Here is a 15126-nt window from a genome sequence, read left to right on the forward strand (position 1 = left end):
GGGGAGGATAGGATATGAACGGCATTTCCCCGACCGACAGCGTGATGGCGATCCGCAACGCCATCCTGCAAAAGAACGCCGCGCTGCGCGACATCGGCTCGACCAATCCGGTCGGCGGTGCAGGCGCGGCCCAGGGCACCGCGCCCGGTGGCTTTACCGACGCGCTCAACAACGCGCTGCAGCAGGTCAACGGCCTCCAGGGCAAGGCCGGTGAAGCCGCCGCCGCCTTCGAACGCGGCGAAACCACCGACATCGCCGCCGTCATGCTGGCCAAGCAGCAGGCGTCGGTCAGCTTCGAAGCGACCCTTCAGGTCCGCAACAAACTCCTGTCCGCCTACAAGGACATTATGAGCATGCCGGTCTAAATCATGAGCGAGAACGCACTCACCATCGACGGCGGCAAGCCCGCCCTCCCGGCCCCCGCTTCGGCGGCCCGCAACGGCCTCACCGGCATGGCGGCGCTCAAGGCGCGCTTCACCGGCCTCATCCAGCAACCGGCGGTGGCCAAGAGCCTGCCGCTGCTTGGCATGCTCGGCGTCGTCGCGCTGGCGGGCCTTGCTTGGCTGGCGCTGCGCGAACCGCCCCAGCGCGACCTGTTCCGGGCCTTGCCCGACGCCGACAAATCGGCCGTCGCGCAAGTGCTGGAGCAGGCCGGCATCCCCTTCGACTTCGACAAGTCGGGCAGCATGACCGTGGGCGAGGATGATTATTTCAAGGCGAAGATGATGCTCGCCGCGCAAGGCCTGCCCAAGAGCGCGCCCGACGGCAACAGCATGATCGACAGCCTGCCCATGGGCGCCAGCCGCGCGGTCGAAGGCGAAAAGCTGCGCTCCGCCCGCGAAATGGACCTCGCCCGCACGATCGAGGCGATCGACAGCGTCGAAAGCGCCAAGGTCCACCTCGCCGTCGAACCGCCCAGCGTCTTCCTGCGCGACCGGGCCAAACCGTCCGCCTCCGTCATGCTGCGGTTGGCGCAGGGCCGCACGCTCACCGACGCACAGGTCAGCGCGATCGTGCATCTGGTCGCGTCCTCCATTCCCGACCTCTCGCCCGACCAGATTTCGCTGGTCGATCAGAATGGCCGCCTGCTCAGCAATAATGACGGCGACGCCGCCGACGATCGCCAGCTCTCGATCCAGGGCCGGATCGAGGATCGCTATCGCCAGTCGGTGATCGCGCTGCTCACGCCGATCCTTGGCCAGGGCAATTTCTCCGCCGAAGTCCATGCCGAACTTAATTTCGCCGAGCGCCAGGCGACCCGCGAAACCTTCCCGCAGGACGAAGCGCGCCTGCGCGTCGAACAGGGCACTTGGGCATCCGACCCGCGTGGCCAGGGCGCTGGCGGCGAGGCGTCGGGCATCCCCGGTGCGCTCAGCAACCAGGCACCGGTCAACCCGACCGTGACCCAGACCAACCCCAATGGCCAGGCCGTGCAGCAGGGCGAAACCGCCGCGCAAACCCCCGGCACCCCGCCCAATCCGCTGATGAAGACCGAGGAAACCTTCAACCGCAGCTTTGAACTGGGCCGTGAAGTGTCCGTGACCAAGGATGCGATCGGCACCGTCAAGCGCCTGTCGGTCGCCGTGGCGCTCGACACCGGCGCGGACGGCAAGCCGCGCACCGCACAGGAAATTGCTGCGCTCGAAGCATTGGTGAAGGGCGCGGTCGGCTTCGACCAGACACGCGGCGACGTGGTGGCGCTTTCCTCGCGCAGCTTCCTCAAGACGCCCGAAACCGTCATCCCCTGGTATGAATCCGACTGGATGAACCCGCTGGTGCGCAACGGCACCGCCCTGCTGGTCGCGCTGCTGCTCGTCTTCGGCATCGGTCGCCCGCTGCTCAAGCGCCGGGCTGCCGCCCAGGCTGCCGCCGCAGAGCAGACCACGCAGGAAGGCCAGCGCATCGGCCGGGAAATCTCGTCCGAACTCACCAAGCAGGTGGTCGAAGCGCCCGACCCCGAACGGCCGGTCACGCTCGACATGATCTCCTCCACCTATGACTATGCCCAGCGCGCCGACCTCATTCGCAACTTCGTGAAGCAGGATCCCGACCGCGCCGCCCTGGTTGTCCGCGACCTCCTGAAGGAGGGGAAGAAGGAAAATGCCTGAGATCGTTCCCGGTCGTCCCGAAGCGCTCAAGGGCAGCGCCGCCGCTGCCGTCCTGCTTATGCTGTTCAATGAGGATGAAGCCGCGCAAATCCTTTCCCGGCTGGAGCCGGAGGAAGTGCGCCAGCTCGGCTACGCCATGTATGACGTCGCCGATGTCGATCCCGAAGAGGTCAACGAAGCGCTCGACCATTTCGTCGCCAAGGCCAAGAAGCGCACCACCATCGGCTATGGCGCGACCCGCCATATTCGCGGCGCGATGACCAAGGCGCTGGGCGAGGAACGGGCTGAAACCATCCTGGCGCGCATTACGCCGCCGACCCGCTCCACCCAGCTTGAAATGCTCAAATGGATGGATGCCAAGGAAATCGCCGTGTTGATCGAGGCGGAGCATCCGCAGATCATGGCGATCGTGCTGGCCCATCTGGAGGCACCCGTCGCCGCCGACGTGCTGCAATTGCTGCCGTCCGAATATCAGGAGGAGATCGTCTATCGCATCGCCACCCTGGGGCCGGTCTCGAACGAGGCGCTCGAAGATCTGGAGCAATTGCTGATGCGCGGTCCGGTCGGCAAGCAGGGTGCCGCCTCGCAGCGCGGCGGCACGGTCGAAGCGGCCGCGATCATGAACAATGTCCGCAAGGATAATGAGCAGCGGATCATGAAGGCCGTCGCCAAGCGCGACAAGATGATCGCCCAGACCATCGAGGAGGAGATGTTCGTCTTCGATAATCTGGTGGACATGGACGACAAGAATCTGGGCGCGCTGATGCGGACCATCGACAACACCGTCCTGGTCGTCGCGCTCAAGGGCGTGAACGACATGCTCAAGGGCAAGATTTTCGGCAGCATGTCCGCTCGCGCGGCACAGGCGATCGCCGACGAGATCGAGGAGCGCGGCCCCATCCGCCTCGCCGAAGTGCTGGAAGCACAGAAACTGATCATCGCCACCGCCCGCCGCATGGCGGATGCAGGCACCATCATGCTCGGTGGCAAGGGGAATGACTTTGTCTAGGATTTGGGGCGCTGAAGCAGCGCGCGATTTCGCGCCAGTCGCGGTCGCCGGTTTCGTACAAAGCAAGAGCAGCGGTTTCCGCAGCCTCTACACCGCCCATCCCGGCGCGCAGACCGCGACGATCCGCGCCGCCATGGCGGACGCCGAACCCGTGGTCGACCTGGTCGAAGAAGCGCGGATGGAAGCCTTCACGCTTGGCTTCGACGAAGGCTGCCGCATCACGGCGGAAGCCCATGGCGCAGACGCGGACATCCGCGAACGACTGGCGGAATCGCTGGCGTCGCTGGCCCCTGCGCCCAGCGGCATGCTCTCCACCATGCTCTCCGCTACGGTCGTCCGTCTGGTCGAACAGATTGTGGGCGAGGTCGAGATCGACATCGAACGCCTCGTGCAGCGCTGCGACACGGTCGCCGCCTTCATCGAGGATAATGACGAAAAGGGCGCGCTCCACCTCCACCCCGACGACATTATCATGCTGGAAGGCGAACAGATCGGCGTGAAGCTGGTGCCCGACAAGGCGATGCAGCGCGGCTGCGTCCGCTTGGAAACCGCCGAAGGCTGGGTCGAGGATGGCCCCGACGTGCGCCTGTCGCGCCTGCGCGCACTGCTCGACGATATGGAGGGCAGGCCTTGATCCGCGCCGCGCTGGCCCAGGCCGAAACGCTGTTCGACCATCTGCAGGTCCAGAACCGCGCGCCGCGCCATGTCGGTCGTCTGGTCAGCCATGATGCGGGCATGCTCGAAGTCACCGGCTTTCGCCGCCCGATCGGCGCGGGCGCGCGGGTGATCGCCAGCGACGGCACGATCGCGCGCGCCGAAGTCGCGGGCTTTCGCGGCGGTCGCACCCTGCTGGTGCCGCTCGACAGCGACGCGCCGCTCGAAAATGGCGCGCGGGTCGAACCCGATAGCCAGGCCAATATGGTGCAGGTGGGCGAGGGGCTGATCGGCCGCGTCGTCGATGCCATGGGGCAGCCGCTCGACCGGAAAGGCCCGATCATCGCAGGCGGCGTCTGGCCCCTGAACGGCGTCAAGGGCAATGTCCTTGATCGTGGCCGCGTCACCGAACCGTTCGATCTGGGCGTCCGCGCCGTCAACGCGCTGCTCACCGCCGGGCGCGGCCAGCGTATCGCCATCATTGCCGGTTCGGGCGTCGGCAAGTCGGTGCTGATGGGCCAGATGATCGCCGGGGCCGAAGCCGACATCGTCGTCGTCGGTCTGATCGGCGAGCGCGGCCGCGAAGTCAGCGACTTCCTCGAAACCAAGCTCAAACACACGATGCACAAGAGCATCGTCGTCGCGGTGCCCGCCGATCATCCCCCGGTGCTGCGCCTGCGCGCTGCCGCGCGCGCCACCGCCATCGCCGAATATTTCCGCGCCCGTGGCAAGAAGGTGCTGCTGCTGATCGATAGCCTCACCCGCTGCGCCCATGCCCAGCGCGAAATCGGCCTGGCCCTTGGCGAACCCCCCGCGATGAAGGGCTATCCGCCCTCTGCCCTCGCGCTCATCCCGCGCCTGGTCGAACGCGCTGGCGTGGACGCTCGTACCGGCGGCTCGATCACCGCGCTCTATACCGTGCTGGCCGATGGCGACGATACGGATGATCCGATCGTGGACGCCGCCCGCGCCATCGTGGACGGCCATTTCGTCCTGTCGCGGCACCTGTCCGAACAATCCATCTTCCCGGCCATCGACGTGGGCAAATCCCTGTCGCGCGTCATGGCTGACGTGGTGCCGGACGATCATCGCATGGCCGCCGCCAATTATCGCCGCCTCTGGGCCGCTTATGAAGAAAATCGCGATCTCATCCTGATGGGTGCCTATCGCCCCGGCAATGATCCGGTGATCGACGAAGCGGTGCAGCGCCGGCAGGAAATTCTCGACTTTATCCGGCAGGACCAGAAAAGCCGCATCGACCTCGACACCAGCGCCGCCGCGCTGATCGCCGGGTTCGGCGCATGAAGGGGCTGGTGTCCCGCCGCCATCGCGTCCTGCGCGTGCGCCATGTCCAACATGCCATGGCCGTCGCGGAGACGGCGCGCGCGCGCGACGAGGCCGATGGCCTGGCGCGCAATATCGAGCGGCTCAACAAGGTCCGCTACGAACTGTTCGAAACGCAAGGGGCCGCCACCGGCGCGTCTTTCGCCGCGATGCAGGAACTCGCCACCCGGCTGGAACAGGCGGGCCGCCAGCTCGACGGCGCGCTCTACGACGCGCGGCGCAAGGTGGAGAGCAAGGAAGGCGTGACGCTCGCCGCCAACCGCGAAAAGGAAATCGCCACCCGCCTCAAGGACCGCGCCCGCGCGAACCTGGAAGAATGGCGCGAAAACAAGCTGGCGGCCTTGCCGCGCTATCGCCGCATGCAGCGGACGGGGGATGCCTGACATGACGATGCTCGCCTCTATCAAGGCCTTGCTCTTCCCGACACCCGCCGGAGTGGCAGGGAAGGGCACAGGCGTCGCGCCGATGCCCGGCACCCCCGACTTCGCGCAGATGCTCGACGCAGCGACCGCAGCGCCGGGGGCGTCATCTTCGACGCCAAGCGCCGTAATTGCAGCGCCCAGCGGACAGAGCCTAGCGTCGGGAGCAGCGTCTGCGACGCCCAGTGCCGTCATCTCGGTGCCAGGCACACCGGTCTTGGTGGCAGAAGCCGTGCCTGCCCCGCCCCGCGCCGCGCCTTCGGTTCCAGACGCTACGACCCCTGCGCCTGCCGCTGCGTTTGCGGCGACGCCCGTTCAACCGCCCCGGCCTCAGCAGAGCGGACAGTCTCCATCCGCACCTGTCCAGCCTGAACAGCCGCAATCGGCTAAGCCGACCATGGCGCATTCCAGCCCTATGGCGCCAGCCTTGCCCGGCGTCCCCGCCAAAGATTCGCGTATCACACCGGCACCGGCAGCGACGGACACACGGCCCCAGGAAACGCAAGGCGCGTCCGTCGCGCCGCAGCCTGAGGCCGCGCCCGTCGCGGCACGACCTGACGCCGCGCCCGCACGTCCATCGCCGGTCGATCGAACGCCGATCGAGGCGACGGCGGACAGCCCTTCGATGGTCACAACGCCCGCGTCGCCTGCGATCCAGTCGGCCACCGCACCCAATGCCGCCGCGCCCGCTTCGCCCGTAAGGGCGGGCGCGGCGCCAGTCCGCACACCGATAACGGATAGCGAAACGGACAAAGAGTCGGACGCGGCCGCCGGGCCTGAAAAGGCCGAACCTTTGTCCGCTTCGCTGTCCGTTTCCGACGCGGCAGAACCGTTGCAGAACGCGGCAATCCCTTTCACGACGCCGGTCCGGCCATCCCCTCAAGCCCCGATCCGATCGACCGAACCGGTCCGGCAAACCAGTCCCGTCCCGCCCGCGCAACCGGACGGCGCTGCGCCGCTGGCCGATGCCAGCGCGGATCGCCCGTTGCCTAAGGACGTCGTGGCCGAACAGCCCGCTGATCCTCTGCCGCTGCCGGACCCGATGGCCGCCCCGACCGGCATGGCTACACCGCCGACTATCGTTGCAGACGCCTTGCCTGCGGACGCCAAGGCTTCGGCACCCCTCGCAGCGCGCATCACGACCGCTACGCCCGCGCAACCGACCACTCCAATGGAAGCTGGTGCCGCACCGGCACCGGCACCGGCGATGGCACCCGCCGCACCAGAGGCGGTGCAGTCCGTACCCGTGCCTCCCGCTACACCCGCTTCAACGATGACGGTCAGCGATCCAGGCCCGGCTCCGGTCGCCAGCCCCGTCGCGTCCACCGCACCGCAGAGCATCGCGACCACTGACGTTGCCGCCGCTCCGCTACCGACACTGACCCCCGCTGCCCAGCCACCGGTGCAAGCCCCCGTCAAAGCCGAGGCAGTATCGCTGCTGCAACTGGTGCGCGATCATATGACTGGCCGGGCCGCGTCTCCGCAACCGACGGAAGCCGTGCAGCGCCCGGACACCGATCGGGATACCATGGCTCTGCTGTCGAGCATGCCGCGCGCCGACACTGCAGCCGTGCCGACGCCGATCACGCTCCAACCCGTCGCACTCGCCCCGGTCCTGCCCACGGCACCCGTCGCCGACCTGTCCGCCAGCCTTGGCGCGCAAATGGTGGACATGGGGGTGTCGGGCCAGTGGATCGACAGTCTGGCCCGCGACATTGCGGGCCTGTCGGCCAATGGCGCGCAGGGCCGGTTTCAGATCAACGCCGACACGCTCGGCCCGATCCAGGTCGACATCCAGCAGGGCGACAAGGGCGCAATCGTCGCCCTGACCGTCGCCTCCGACCTTGCCGAACAGGCGCTGCGCCAGGATGGCGACCGCCTGCGCCTCGATGCAGGGCTTGCCGCCGTGAAGATCAGCGAAGTGAAGATCGAACGTGCGCCCGCCGCCACGGACGCTGCCCGACCCGATCCGTCGGGACAGAATGCGCCGAGCCAGCAGCAGGCAGGCCAGCCCGCCTTTCAGGGCCAGGGCCAGGGCCGCTGGCAGGCGCGCGAAAATATCGCGCAATCGCATAAAGCAGCCGACGACGCGGCCGTTCTTAACCATGCGGAGGCGGGCGACAACACCCGCGATGCCGTTCGCGCGCGCTACGCATGATCGGCCTTGAGCCTGGGGGACAGGAAGAATGAGCGACGAACCAAAGGCGAAGAAGAAAAAGGGCGGGGGCATGAAGATGATCCTGCTGGTCGTCATCGCCATGCTGATCGGCGGCGCGGGCGCGGCAGGCGGTCTCTATGCCGCCGGTTTCTTCAGCCCCAAGGATGAAGGGCCAAAGGAAGATCCCAGCAAGCCCGTTCTGGTGCTGGCCGGCGAAAGCGCCGAAGAGATCGCCAAGGCGCATGCCGTGCCCCATGGCGATGCGGCATCGGCCCATGGCGGCGCGCATGGCAAGGGCATTGATCTGCCCCCGCCAGCCAACCCCACCGCCTATCAGGCGACCTATTTCCAGTTGCAGACGCCCTTCACGTCCAACATGACGGACACCGACGCTTTTGCCCAGATTTCGCTGGCGGTATCGACCTATTATGACCTGCGGGTGATCGACGCGATCAAGACGCACGAGATGGCGATCCGCAGCCAGGTGCTGATGATGCTCGCCCAGCAACCCGAAGAGATGCTGGCGACGCCCAAGGGCAAGCAAGCCCTCCAGGCGAAGATCAAGGTGATAATTAACGATATTTTGAAGCAAAAAACCGGTTATGGCGGCGTCGATAACGTTTATTTTACCAATTTCGTTATTCAATAGCACTGTCCAAACGGCCGGGAAGTCCCCCGGCCCGCAGGGCAGGGGACAAAGATGGACGACGTTCAAACCTACGCCTTCGGGCGGGGGGATTCACAGGCACCGGTGATGCTGTCGGGGCTGGACCGGCTGGGCGACAAGCTCGCCCGGCGCATGCGCACGCTCATCGAACCGATATCGGGCACGCGCCCCCACGTCGCCGCGCATGAGACGCAGCTGATGGACATGGGCGCCTGGTCGGCTGCCATGCCCGCCTTTGCCAGCCTGTCCGTCTATCGCCTGCTCCCGCTCAAGGGGCAGGTGTTGCTGCATATGCACGCCGCTATGATCTCGACGCTGGTCGATTGCTTCTATGGTGGTCTTGGCAACCGGCCCTTGCCCTCGCGCGGCGAGTTCACACCCACCGAAGACCGGCTGATCGTCCGCCTGGCCGACGCCATCATCGCGCGCGTCGTCGAGACCTGGAACGATGTGCTGCCGCTCGATGCCAGCCTCGTCATGCGCGAAACCGGCGTCGGCTTCACCGCCAGCGCCCAGCCCGGTGACCAGATGGTCGTTCAGCGTTTCACCGTCAGCCTGACCCGTGAGCAGGAATGGCCGATCGACCTCGTCTTTCCGCTGTCCGCCCTGCGCGCGGTCGAAGCGCTGATGGGGTCGAAGCTTCCTACCGATGCCGAACAATGCGATCCCGTTTGGCAAGGGCGCATCGCCCGGCGGATGCGCGACATTCGCCTGCCCGCGCGCACCGTGCTGGCCCGGCCCCATCTTTCCGTCTCCGACCTCATGGAATTGAAGGTCGGCGATGTCATTCCCGTCACGATCGGCCGCTCGCTGCCGCTGATCGTGGGCAACCGCATTGTCGCCCATGGCAGCATCGGCGAACAGGATGGCCGCGCCGCCTTCCAGATTGAAAAACTCGTACAAGGATCCGACCAATGAGCGACATGAGCGAAGCCCCCCGGATGGAGCGCGCCGAAGATCCCGTCAGCCGCATGACGAATAATCGTCATTTCAAGCTGCTGGCCGACATTCCGGTCCGCATGTCGGTCGAGGTCGGATCGACTTCGCTGCGCCTCGCCGAAGTCATGGACCTTGCCGAAGGCAGCATCGTGGAACTGGATCGCCAGGCCGACGACCTGCTCGACATCATGGTCAATGGCGCGCTGATCGCCAAGGGCGAGGTGGTGACGGTCAATGGCCGCTATGGCATCCGCATCGTCGATATCGCGGCGACCGAAACCCGGCTTGCGGGCATCGAACGGCGCGGCTGATCGCACCGCATCGATTTTGCGCTTGCCTTGCGGATCGAAACTGCGGATCGCTTGGGCCAATTAACCATGAAGCGCGGGCGGCTCCATCATGTTCTGGTATTTCGTTAAACTGCTGATCCTCCTGCCGCTGGTCGGTGGCATGGCCTTTGGTGCGCTGTGGCTGTGGCGCAAATATCAGCCGGGCATGATGGGCCAGCAGGGCGACCGTTCGCTCAAGCTGCTCGAAGCCCTGCCGATGGGTGCCTTCGGCAAGCTCGCGGTGGTCGAATTCGAGGGCAAGAAGATATTGCTGTCGGTCACCCGCGGCCGCATTGAAAAGATCGCGGAAGGCGACGCTGTTCGTGTTCGCTAACCCTTTATCCGTCATCCCCGCGCAGGCGGGGATCCATCTCCCGACGTTTGCCACCAGATGCAAGGTTGGGAGATGGATTCCCGCCTTCGCGGGAATGACGTTGTTGGTTGTGCTGGCGTTGCTCTTTGTCAGCAACCCCGCCTTCGCCCAGGCGGCGCCTGCCGTCCCCGCCGACAATGGCGGCGCGCTGGGCCGGGCCATGGGCCAGATTTCGGGCGACGGCCGCTCGCTCTCGCTCTCCCTGCAAATTCTGATCCTCATGAGCCTGCTGACGGTGTTGCCGTCGCTCGTGCTGATGATGACCAGCTTCACCCGTATCATCATCGTCCTGTCGCTGCTGCGCCAGGCGCTGGGCCTGCAACAGACGCCGCCCAACCAGGTGCTGGTCGGCCTTGCCCTCTTCCTGTCGCTGTTCGTGATGCGTCCGGCGATCGACCAGATTAACGGCCTCGCCTTCGATCCCTATGGCAAGGGCCAGATCACGATCGAGGAAGCGGTCGGCCGGTCGGGCAAGGTGCTGCACGGTTTCATGACCAAGCAGACCCGCGAGAGCGACCTCAAACTGTTCGCCAACCTCGCCGAAGCCCCCGCCTTCCGCACGCCCGCCGACATTCCTTTCACCATCCTGCTGCCCGCCTTCGTCACCAGCGAACTCAAGACCGCCTTCCAGATCGGCTTCATGATCTTCCTGCCCTTCCTCATCATCGATCTGGTCGTGGCCTCCACGCTGATGGCGCTTGGCATGATGATGTTGTCCCCGACCATCATCTCCATGCCGTTCAAACTCTTGCTGTTCGTGCTGGTCGATGGCTGGGCGCTGACGATGGGCAGCCTGGCAGGCTCGTTCGCGACATGACCGTGGGTCGTCACCTGTTTCCGTTCGGTTCGAGCGAAGTCGAGAACCGTTCGCGCAATCGCTTCTCGACACGCTCGAAGCGAACGGGGCGGGGGTTCTAGTCCCGATGGACAACGCCGATTTTTTCATGGGCCTCGCCCAACAGGCGCTGTGGATCACCGCACTCGCCGCGGCACCCATCCTGCTGCCCGCACTGATCGCGGGTCTGATCATCGGCATGGTGCAGGCCGCGACCTCGATCAACGAACAGACATTGAGCTTCATCCCCAAGATTCTGGTGGTCGGGGCCATGCTCGCCTTGTTCGGCGGTTCGATCATGGTGCTGATCGCCGATTTCACCCGCGAGATATTCGATCGCATCCCGGACCTGTTGCAATGATAGCCCCCGGCTTTGCGGGGGTGGAGGCGCAGCTGTGGGTTTGGCTGATCGCGATGATCCGCCCCGGCGCGGCCTTCATCGCCGCGCCCGTCTTCGGCGCGCCCGCCGTGCCGCTCCAGCTTCGCCTGATCCTCGCGCTCGCGCTCGGCCTCGCAGCGCTCAACAGCGTCACCATCACCCTGCCGCAGGATGGCGTCGCCAGTTTCGAAGGCGTGATGATGGTCGCGGGCGAAGTGATGGCGGGTCTTGCGCTCGGCTTTGCGGTCCAGATCGGCTATGCCGCCGCCTTCGTCGCGGGGGAGACGATCGGCAATGCGATGGGCCTCAACTTCGCGGCGATGGTCGATCCTTCGTCGGGCCAGTCGACCCAGGTGCTGGGCACCTTCCTCTCCATCCTCGCCACCTTCCTGCTGCTCGGCATGGACGGGCATCTGCTGCTCGCCAGCTTCGTGGTGCAAAGCTATCAGGCCATCCCGCCGGGCGCGGCGATGCTGTCCAACGATACGATCTGGCGGATGATCGAATTTGGCGGAGCATTACTGGGCGCGGGCGTCACCGTCGCCCTGCCAGTCGCCTTTGCGCTGGTGCTGGTGCAGATTGTCATGGGCATGTTGGCGCGCGCTGCCCCCTCGCTCAACCTGTTCGCCGTCGGCATGCCGGTCGCGATGATGGCGGGCCTCATCCTCCTCGCCATGGCCGTGCCCATCATGGCCGAAGGCATGACCGCCTCGATCAAGGCGGGACTTGAACAGGCCCGCATGATCGCGGAGGGGCAATAGCCATGGCGGGCGGCAATGAGGGCGGTGAAAAGACCGAGAAACCGACCCAGAAGAAGCTGGATGATGCCGCCAAGAAGGGCGACATTCTCCAGTCGCGCGAACTGGGCACCGCAATGGTGGTCATGGCGGGCATCGGCTGGCTGGCGGTCACCGGTCCATCGCTGATCGACTCCCTGTCCGACATGCTGGTCGAAGCGCTGCGCTTCCGGCGCGAGGACATTACCGATTTCTCCCCGGCACAACGCGGGCTGGACCTGCTGACCGGCATCGCGCTGCCGGTGGCGGGCGTGATGCTGGCGACCTTCCTGGCCGCGATCGCCGCCCCGGCCTTGCTGGGGTCGCTCGGCTTCCGCCCCGGCGCCTTCGCGCCCAAGGCGTCGAAGATGAACCCGGCATCGGGCCTCAAGCGCATGTTCGGCGCGCAGGGATTGATCGAATTGGTGAAGTCCATCGCCAAGATCGGCCTGCTCGGCGCGATCGGCATCTGGATGGTCTGGGACCGGCTGACCGAAATTACGGGGCTGGGCAAGATGGGCATCGGTCCTGCCATCGCCGACCTTGGCAATATGTTCATCCTCACCTGCCTGGTCATGGCGGGCGGCCTGTTCCTGATCGCGGGGATCGATGTCCCGGCGCAGATCATGCAGCGCGCCAAGCGCCTGGGCATGTCGAAACAGGATGTGAAGGACGAGCATAAGGAAAGCGAAGGCTCGCCCGAACTCAAAGGGCAAATCCGCCGCCGCCAGTTCGAGGTGCTGAACGGATCGACACGCCAGGCGGTGGCCGAAGCCAGCGTCATCATCACCAACCCGACCCATTTCGCGGTCGCGCTGCGCTACAAGCCGGGCGTCGATGCCGCGCCGGTCGTGGTCGCGCGCGGCAATGATGCGATTGCGGCCGCCATCCGCGAACTGGCGGAGCAGAATGGCGTCACCATCCTGCAATATCCGGACCTCGCCCGCGCCATCTATTTCACCTCACGCGCCGGGCAGGTCGTCAATGAAGGCCTCTACATGGCCGTCGCCACCGTCCTCGCTTTCGTCTTCCGTGTCGAAAATCGCATGGCGAGTGAAATGGATCGCCCCTTCATCACCGTACCCGACGATCTGCGCTTCGATGCCGATGGTCGCAAGCCGTGACGAAAGCGTAATGGTGAATTAAAGTTTAGCCGCGCTCGTCCGTATTCTCTTCATGGGGACGCATTAGGATATGCGTCATGAGCGACTATTTTACCCGTATCGAGTTGCCGCCGGTCGATCGGACCGCGCCACGCGTCATCTCGTCAGTGCAGGCCGTTCAGCCGATTGCAGCAGGGCGATCCGCCCCATCACCCGATCGCGACACCCGTGCGTCCATGCCACAGGTCGATGTGGCCGGCGTGGACGAGGATGTCGCCAGCGCTGCCGAATATGTCGAAATCCATGCCCGCATCGCCGATATATTGGCGGACCTCGACAGCGGCACGTCGGTCGATGGCGCGGCGCAATCCATCGACGCGATGCTGGCCCGGCCCATCATCCTGGTGCCGCTGCCCCCTGCCAGCAAGGAAGCGATCGAACATGCCGCCGTGATCGCCCGTCGCATGGTCGATCGTGCCGCCTACAGCCATGCCGCGCAGGCTCATGTTTCGCGTGGTGTCGTCGATCAGATCGTCGCTTCCGCCAACTGATCGGCTTCCTCGCAAATCATTCCTAAAGGTCTTCGCGCTAGCGCCGTTCTCTCCTCTGAAAGGACGACGCAATGGCATCGGTCAGCAGCAGCATTACCACGGCGCTCGGCGTCGGATCGGGTATCGACACCAAGGCGCTGGTCACCAGCCTGGTCGCTGCGACGCGTGATCCCAAGCAGGAGGTCATCACCAACCGTCAGAGCCTGAACAGCGCGCGCATCTCCGCGCTCGCCTCGGCCTCCAGTTCGATCGACACCTTCGCCGATGCGCTCAACAGCTTGCTGGCCGGCACCGGCTATGCCGGTACGCCTACGTCCAATGACCCCAGCGTCGCGACGGTCGCGCTGCTTCCGGGCGGCGTACCCAAGGGGCTGCCTGCGCAGCTAGAGGTCAAGCAACTCGCATCGGCCCGCACATTGGCATCGACCCCGGTCGTGGGCGCAACCGCGGCGACGGCGGTGGGTGAGGGCGAAATGACGCTGACCGTGGGTGGCCAGACCGCCACGATCAGCATCACCGCCGATAATAATAGCTATTCCGGCCTTGCCGCCGCGATCAACGCATCGGGCCTGGGCGTTACCGCCTCGGTCGTCACCGATACGCAGGGCACGCGGCTTGTCATGAAGGGTGCGACTGGCGCGGCCAATGATTTCTCACTGGCTTCGGTTAGCGGCGCGGAGCTTGCGCAATTCGCTTGGGAAGGCACGGACAGCGCGACCATGGCGTCCATGGCGACGCCCAAGGATGCGATCATCAGCCTCGATGGCGTGGAGCAGCGCTATGCCAGCAACACGATCGACACGGCGATCGCCCATCTGCGCATCGACCTGAACAAGGCTGCGCCGGGCACGCTGGTCACGCTCGCCTCGACCGAGCCGACGACCACCATGCGCGACCTGATGGTCGAATTCGTCGATGCCTATAATACGCTGATGAAGGCGCTCAACACATCGACCAGCACGGGCGCGGATTCCGCCTCGTCCGGTGTCCTGAACGGCGAAGCGTCGATCCGGGACATGAAGCGGCAATTGTCACAGATGACCTCCACCGCGCTGACCAGCAGCGGCACCTATCGCACCTTGTCGGACATCGGCGTCGCCACCAATCGCGATGGCACGCTCAAGCTCGACACCGACGTCCTCGACAAGGCGATTGCCGCCGATCCGTCAGCGATCACCCAGATGCTCAATCCGGCGGTCGCGACCGCGACCAATCCAGGCCTCGCCGGGATGATGGATGCGGTGCGCGACCGGGTGCAGGTCAAGGACGGTGCGCTGGCGCAGGCGCAGGTCAAATATGAGGCGCTGGCCAAATCCTTGAGTGAACAGCTCGAAAAGCTCGACACGCAGATGACCAGTTACGAAGCGCAGCTCACGACCGTCTATTCCAAGATGGAAACGCGCCTGACGGCGCTCAAAGCTACGCAAAGCTATCTCGAACAGCAGATCGAGATGTGGAACAACAGCGACAGTTAACGGGGAC

General features: G+C 65.5%; 17 protein-coding genes. All 17 read left to right on the plus strand.

Going from position 1 to position 15126, the window contains the following annotated elements; all coding sequences use genetic code 11:
• The first annotated feature begins 14 nt into the window (after positions 1-14).
• The 17 genes from fliE (at position 15) to fliD (ending at position 15119) form a co-directional block, all read left to right on the plus strand.
• On the plus strand, positions 15-365 hold the full coding sequence (gene fliE, locus ACZ2HM_RS17570) for a flagellar hook-basal body complex protein FliE (protein WP_037477059.1): 351 nt from the start codon (positions 15-17) through the stop codon (positions 363-365).
• A 3-nt stretch (positions 366-368) separates the two neighbouring features.
• A complete protein-coding gene (fliF, locus tag ACZ2HM_RS17575) occupies positions 369-2108 on the plus strand; it encodes a flagellar basal-body MS-ring/collar protein FliF (RefSeq protein WP_470425827.1) in 1740 nt (579 codons plus the stop codon).
• On the plus strand, positions 2101-3117 hold the full coding sequence (gene fliG / locus ACZ2HM_RS17580) for a flagellar motor switch protein FliG (RefSeq protein WP_037474054.1): 1017 nt from the start codon (positions 2101-2103) through the stop codon (positions 3115-3117). Before fliF ends, fliG begins: the two co-directional genes overlap by 8 nt.
• Complete coding sequence (locus ACZ2HM_RS17585) at positions 3104-3751, plus strand: FliH/SctL family protein (RefSeq protein ID WP_470425828.1); 648 nt, start codon at positions 3104-3106, stop codon at positions 3749-3751. Before fliG ends, ACZ2HM_RS17585 begins: the two co-directional genes overlap by 14 nt.
• Complete coding sequence (locus ACZ2HM_RS17590) at positions 3748-5076, plus strand: FliI/YscN family ATPase (protein ID WP_037474050.1); 1329 nt, start codon at positions 3748-3750, stop codon at positions 5074-5076. Before ACZ2HM_RS17585 ends, ACZ2HM_RS17590 begins: the two co-directional genes overlap by 4 nt.
• Positions 5073-5498: a hypothetical protein gene (locus tag ACZ2HM_RS17595; RefSeq protein WP_037474048.1), complete on the plus strand. Its 426-nt coding sequence runs from the start codon at positions 5073-5075 to the stop codon at positions 5496-5498. Before ACZ2HM_RS17590 ends, ACZ2HM_RS17595 begins: the two co-directional genes overlap by 4 nt.
• Before the next feature lies 1 nt (position 5499).
• On the plus strand, positions 5500-7692 hold the full coding sequence (locus ACZ2HM_RS17600) for a hypothetical protein (RefSeq protein ID WP_470425829.1): 2193 nt from the start codon (positions 5500-5502) through the stop codon (positions 7690-7692).
• A 28-nt stretch (positions 7693-7720) separates the two neighbouring features.
• Positions 7721-8341 carry a flagellar basal body-associated FliL family protein gene (locus ACZ2HM_RS17605; protein WP_470425830.1) on the plus strand — a complete coding sequence of 207 codons (621 nt, stop codon included), beginning with the start codon at positions 7721-7723 and terminating at the stop codon, positions 8339-8341.
• A 51-nt stretch (positions 8342-8392) separates the two neighbouring features.
• Positions 8393-9277 carry a flagellar motor switch protein FliM gene (locus ACZ2HM_RS17610; protein ID WP_470425831.1) on the plus strand — a complete coding sequence of 295 codons (885 nt, stop codon included), beginning with the start codon at positions 8393-8395 and terminating at the stop codon, positions 9275-9277.
• Entirely contained in the window at positions 9274-9609 is a 336-nt protein-coding gene (fliN, locus tag ACZ2HM_RS17615; RefSeq protein WP_037476210.1) for a flagellar motor switch protein FliN, read from the plus strand. Before ACZ2HM_RS17610 ends, fliN begins: the two co-directional genes overlap by 4 nt.
• An 88-nt stretch (positions 9610-9697) precedes the next feature.
• A complete protein-coding gene (locus ACZ2HM_RS17620) occupies positions 9698-9961 on the plus strand; it encodes a FliO/MopB family protein (RefSeq protein WP_069065221.1) in 264 nt (87 codons plus the stop codon).
• Between the two features lie 94 nt (positions 9962-10055).
• Complete coding sequence (gene fliP / locus ACZ2HM_RS17625; protein ID WP_470425832.1) at positions 10056-10817, plus strand: flagellar type III secretion system pore protein FliP; 762 nt, start codon at positions 10056-10058, stop codon at positions 10815-10817.
• 106 nt (positions 10818-10923) lie between these two features.
• Positions 10924-11196: a flagellar biosynthesis protein FliQ gene (gene fliQ / locus ACZ2HM_RS17630; protein WP_037476216.1), complete on the plus strand. Its 273-nt coding sequence runs from the start codon at positions 10924-10926 to the stop codon at positions 11194-11196.
• Positions 11193-11975 carry a flagellar biosynthetic protein FliR gene (gene fliR / locus ACZ2HM_RS17635; RefSeq protein WP_037476218.1) on the plus strand — a complete coding sequence of 261 codons (783 nt, stop codon included), beginning with the start codon at positions 11193-11195 and terminating at the stop codon, positions 11973-11975. Before fliQ ends, fliR begins: the two co-directional genes overlap by 4 nt.
• A 2-nt stretch (positions 11976-11977) precedes the next feature.
• Complete coding sequence (gene flhB, locus ACZ2HM_RS17640) at positions 11978-13114, plus strand: flagellar type III secretion system protein FlhB (RefSeq protein ID WP_470425833.1); 1137 nt, start codon at positions 11978-11980, stop codon at positions 13112-13114.
• A gap of 77 nt (positions 13115-13191) precedes the next feature.
• Positions 13192-13644, plus strand: a complete 453-nt coding sequence (locus ACZ2HM_RS17645) for a hypothetical protein (protein ID WP_470425834.1) — start codon at positions 13192-13194, stop codon at positions 13642-13644.
• A gap of 71 nt (positions 13645-13715) precedes the next feature.
• A complete protein-coding gene (gene fliD, locus ACZ2HM_RS17650; RefSeq protein ID WP_470425835.1) occupies positions 13716-15119 on the plus strand; it encodes a flagellar filament capping protein FliD in 1404 nt (467 codons plus the stop codon).
• Positions 15120-15126: the final 7 nt, after the last annotated feature.

Source organism: Sphingobium sp. KKT206 (assembly GCF_055640555.1).

Excerpts from the sequence above, each read along its gene's own strand:
- fliF (WP_470425827.1), top strand. The coding sequence starts at position 369 with ATGAGCGAGAACGCACTCACCATCGACGGCGGCAAGCCCGCCCTCCCG.
- ACZ2HM_RS17620 (WP_069065221.1), top strand. The coding sequence starts at position 9,698 with ATGTTCTGGTATTTCGTTAAACTGCTGATCCTCCTGCCGCTGGTCGGT.
- flhB (WP_470425833.1), top strand. The coding sequence starts at position 11,978 with ATGGCGGGCGGCAATGAGGGCGGTGAAAAGACCGAGAAACCGACCCAG.
- fliG (WP_037474054.1), top strand. The coding sequence starts at position 2,101 with ATGCCTGAGATCGTTCCCGGTCGTCCCGAAGCGCTCAAGGGCAGCGCC.
- fliR (WP_037476218.1), top strand. The coding sequence starts at position 11,193 with ATGATAGCCCCCGGCTTTGCGGGGGTGGAGGCGCAGCTGTGGGTTTGG.
- fliE (WP_037477059.1), top strand. The coding sequence starts at position 15 with ATGAACGGCATTTCCCCGACCGACAGCGTGATGGCGATCCGCAACGCC.
- ACZ2HM_RS17600 (WP_470425829.1), top strand. The coding sequence starts at position 5,500 with ATGACGATGCTCGCCTCTATCAAGGCCTTGCTCTTCCCGACACCCGCC.
- ACZ2HM_RS17610 (WP_470425831.1), top strand. The coding sequence starts at position 8,393 with ATGGACGACGTTCAAACCTACGCCTTCGGGCGGGGGGATTCACAGGCA.
- fliP (WP_470425832.1), top strand. The coding sequence starts at position 10,056 with ATGACGTTGTTGGTTGTGCTGGCGTTGCTCTTTGTCAGCAACCCCGCC.
- ACZ2HM_RS17645 (WP_470425834.1), top strand. The coding sequence starts at position 13,192 with ATGAGCGACTATTTTACCCGTATCGAGTTGCCGCCGGTCGATCGGACC.
- ACZ2HM_RS17585 (WP_470425828.1), top strand. The coding sequence starts at position 3,104 with ATGACTTTGTCTAGGATTTGGGGCGCTGAAGCAGCGCGCGATTTCGCG.
- ACZ2HM_RS17605 (WP_470425830.1), top strand. The coding sequence starts at position 7,721 with ATGAGCGACGAACCAAAGGCGAAGAAGAAAAAGGGCGGGGGCATGAAG.
- fliN (WP_037476210.1), top strand. The coding sequence starts at position 9,274 with ATGAGCGACATGAGCGAAGCCCCCCGGATGGAGCGCGCCGAAGATCCC.
- fliQ (WP_037476216.1), top strand. The coding sequence starts at position 10,924 with ATGGACAACGCCGATTTTTTCATGGGCCTCGCCCAACAGGCGCTGTGG.
- ACZ2HM_RS17595 (WP_037474048.1), top strand. The coding sequence starts at position 5,073 with ATGAAGGGGCTGGTGTCCCGCCGCCATCGCGTCCTGCGCGTGCGCCAT.
- fliD (WP_470425835.1), top strand. The coding sequence starts at position 13,716 with ATGGCATCGGTCAGCAGCAGCATTACCACGGCGCTCGGCGTCGGATCG.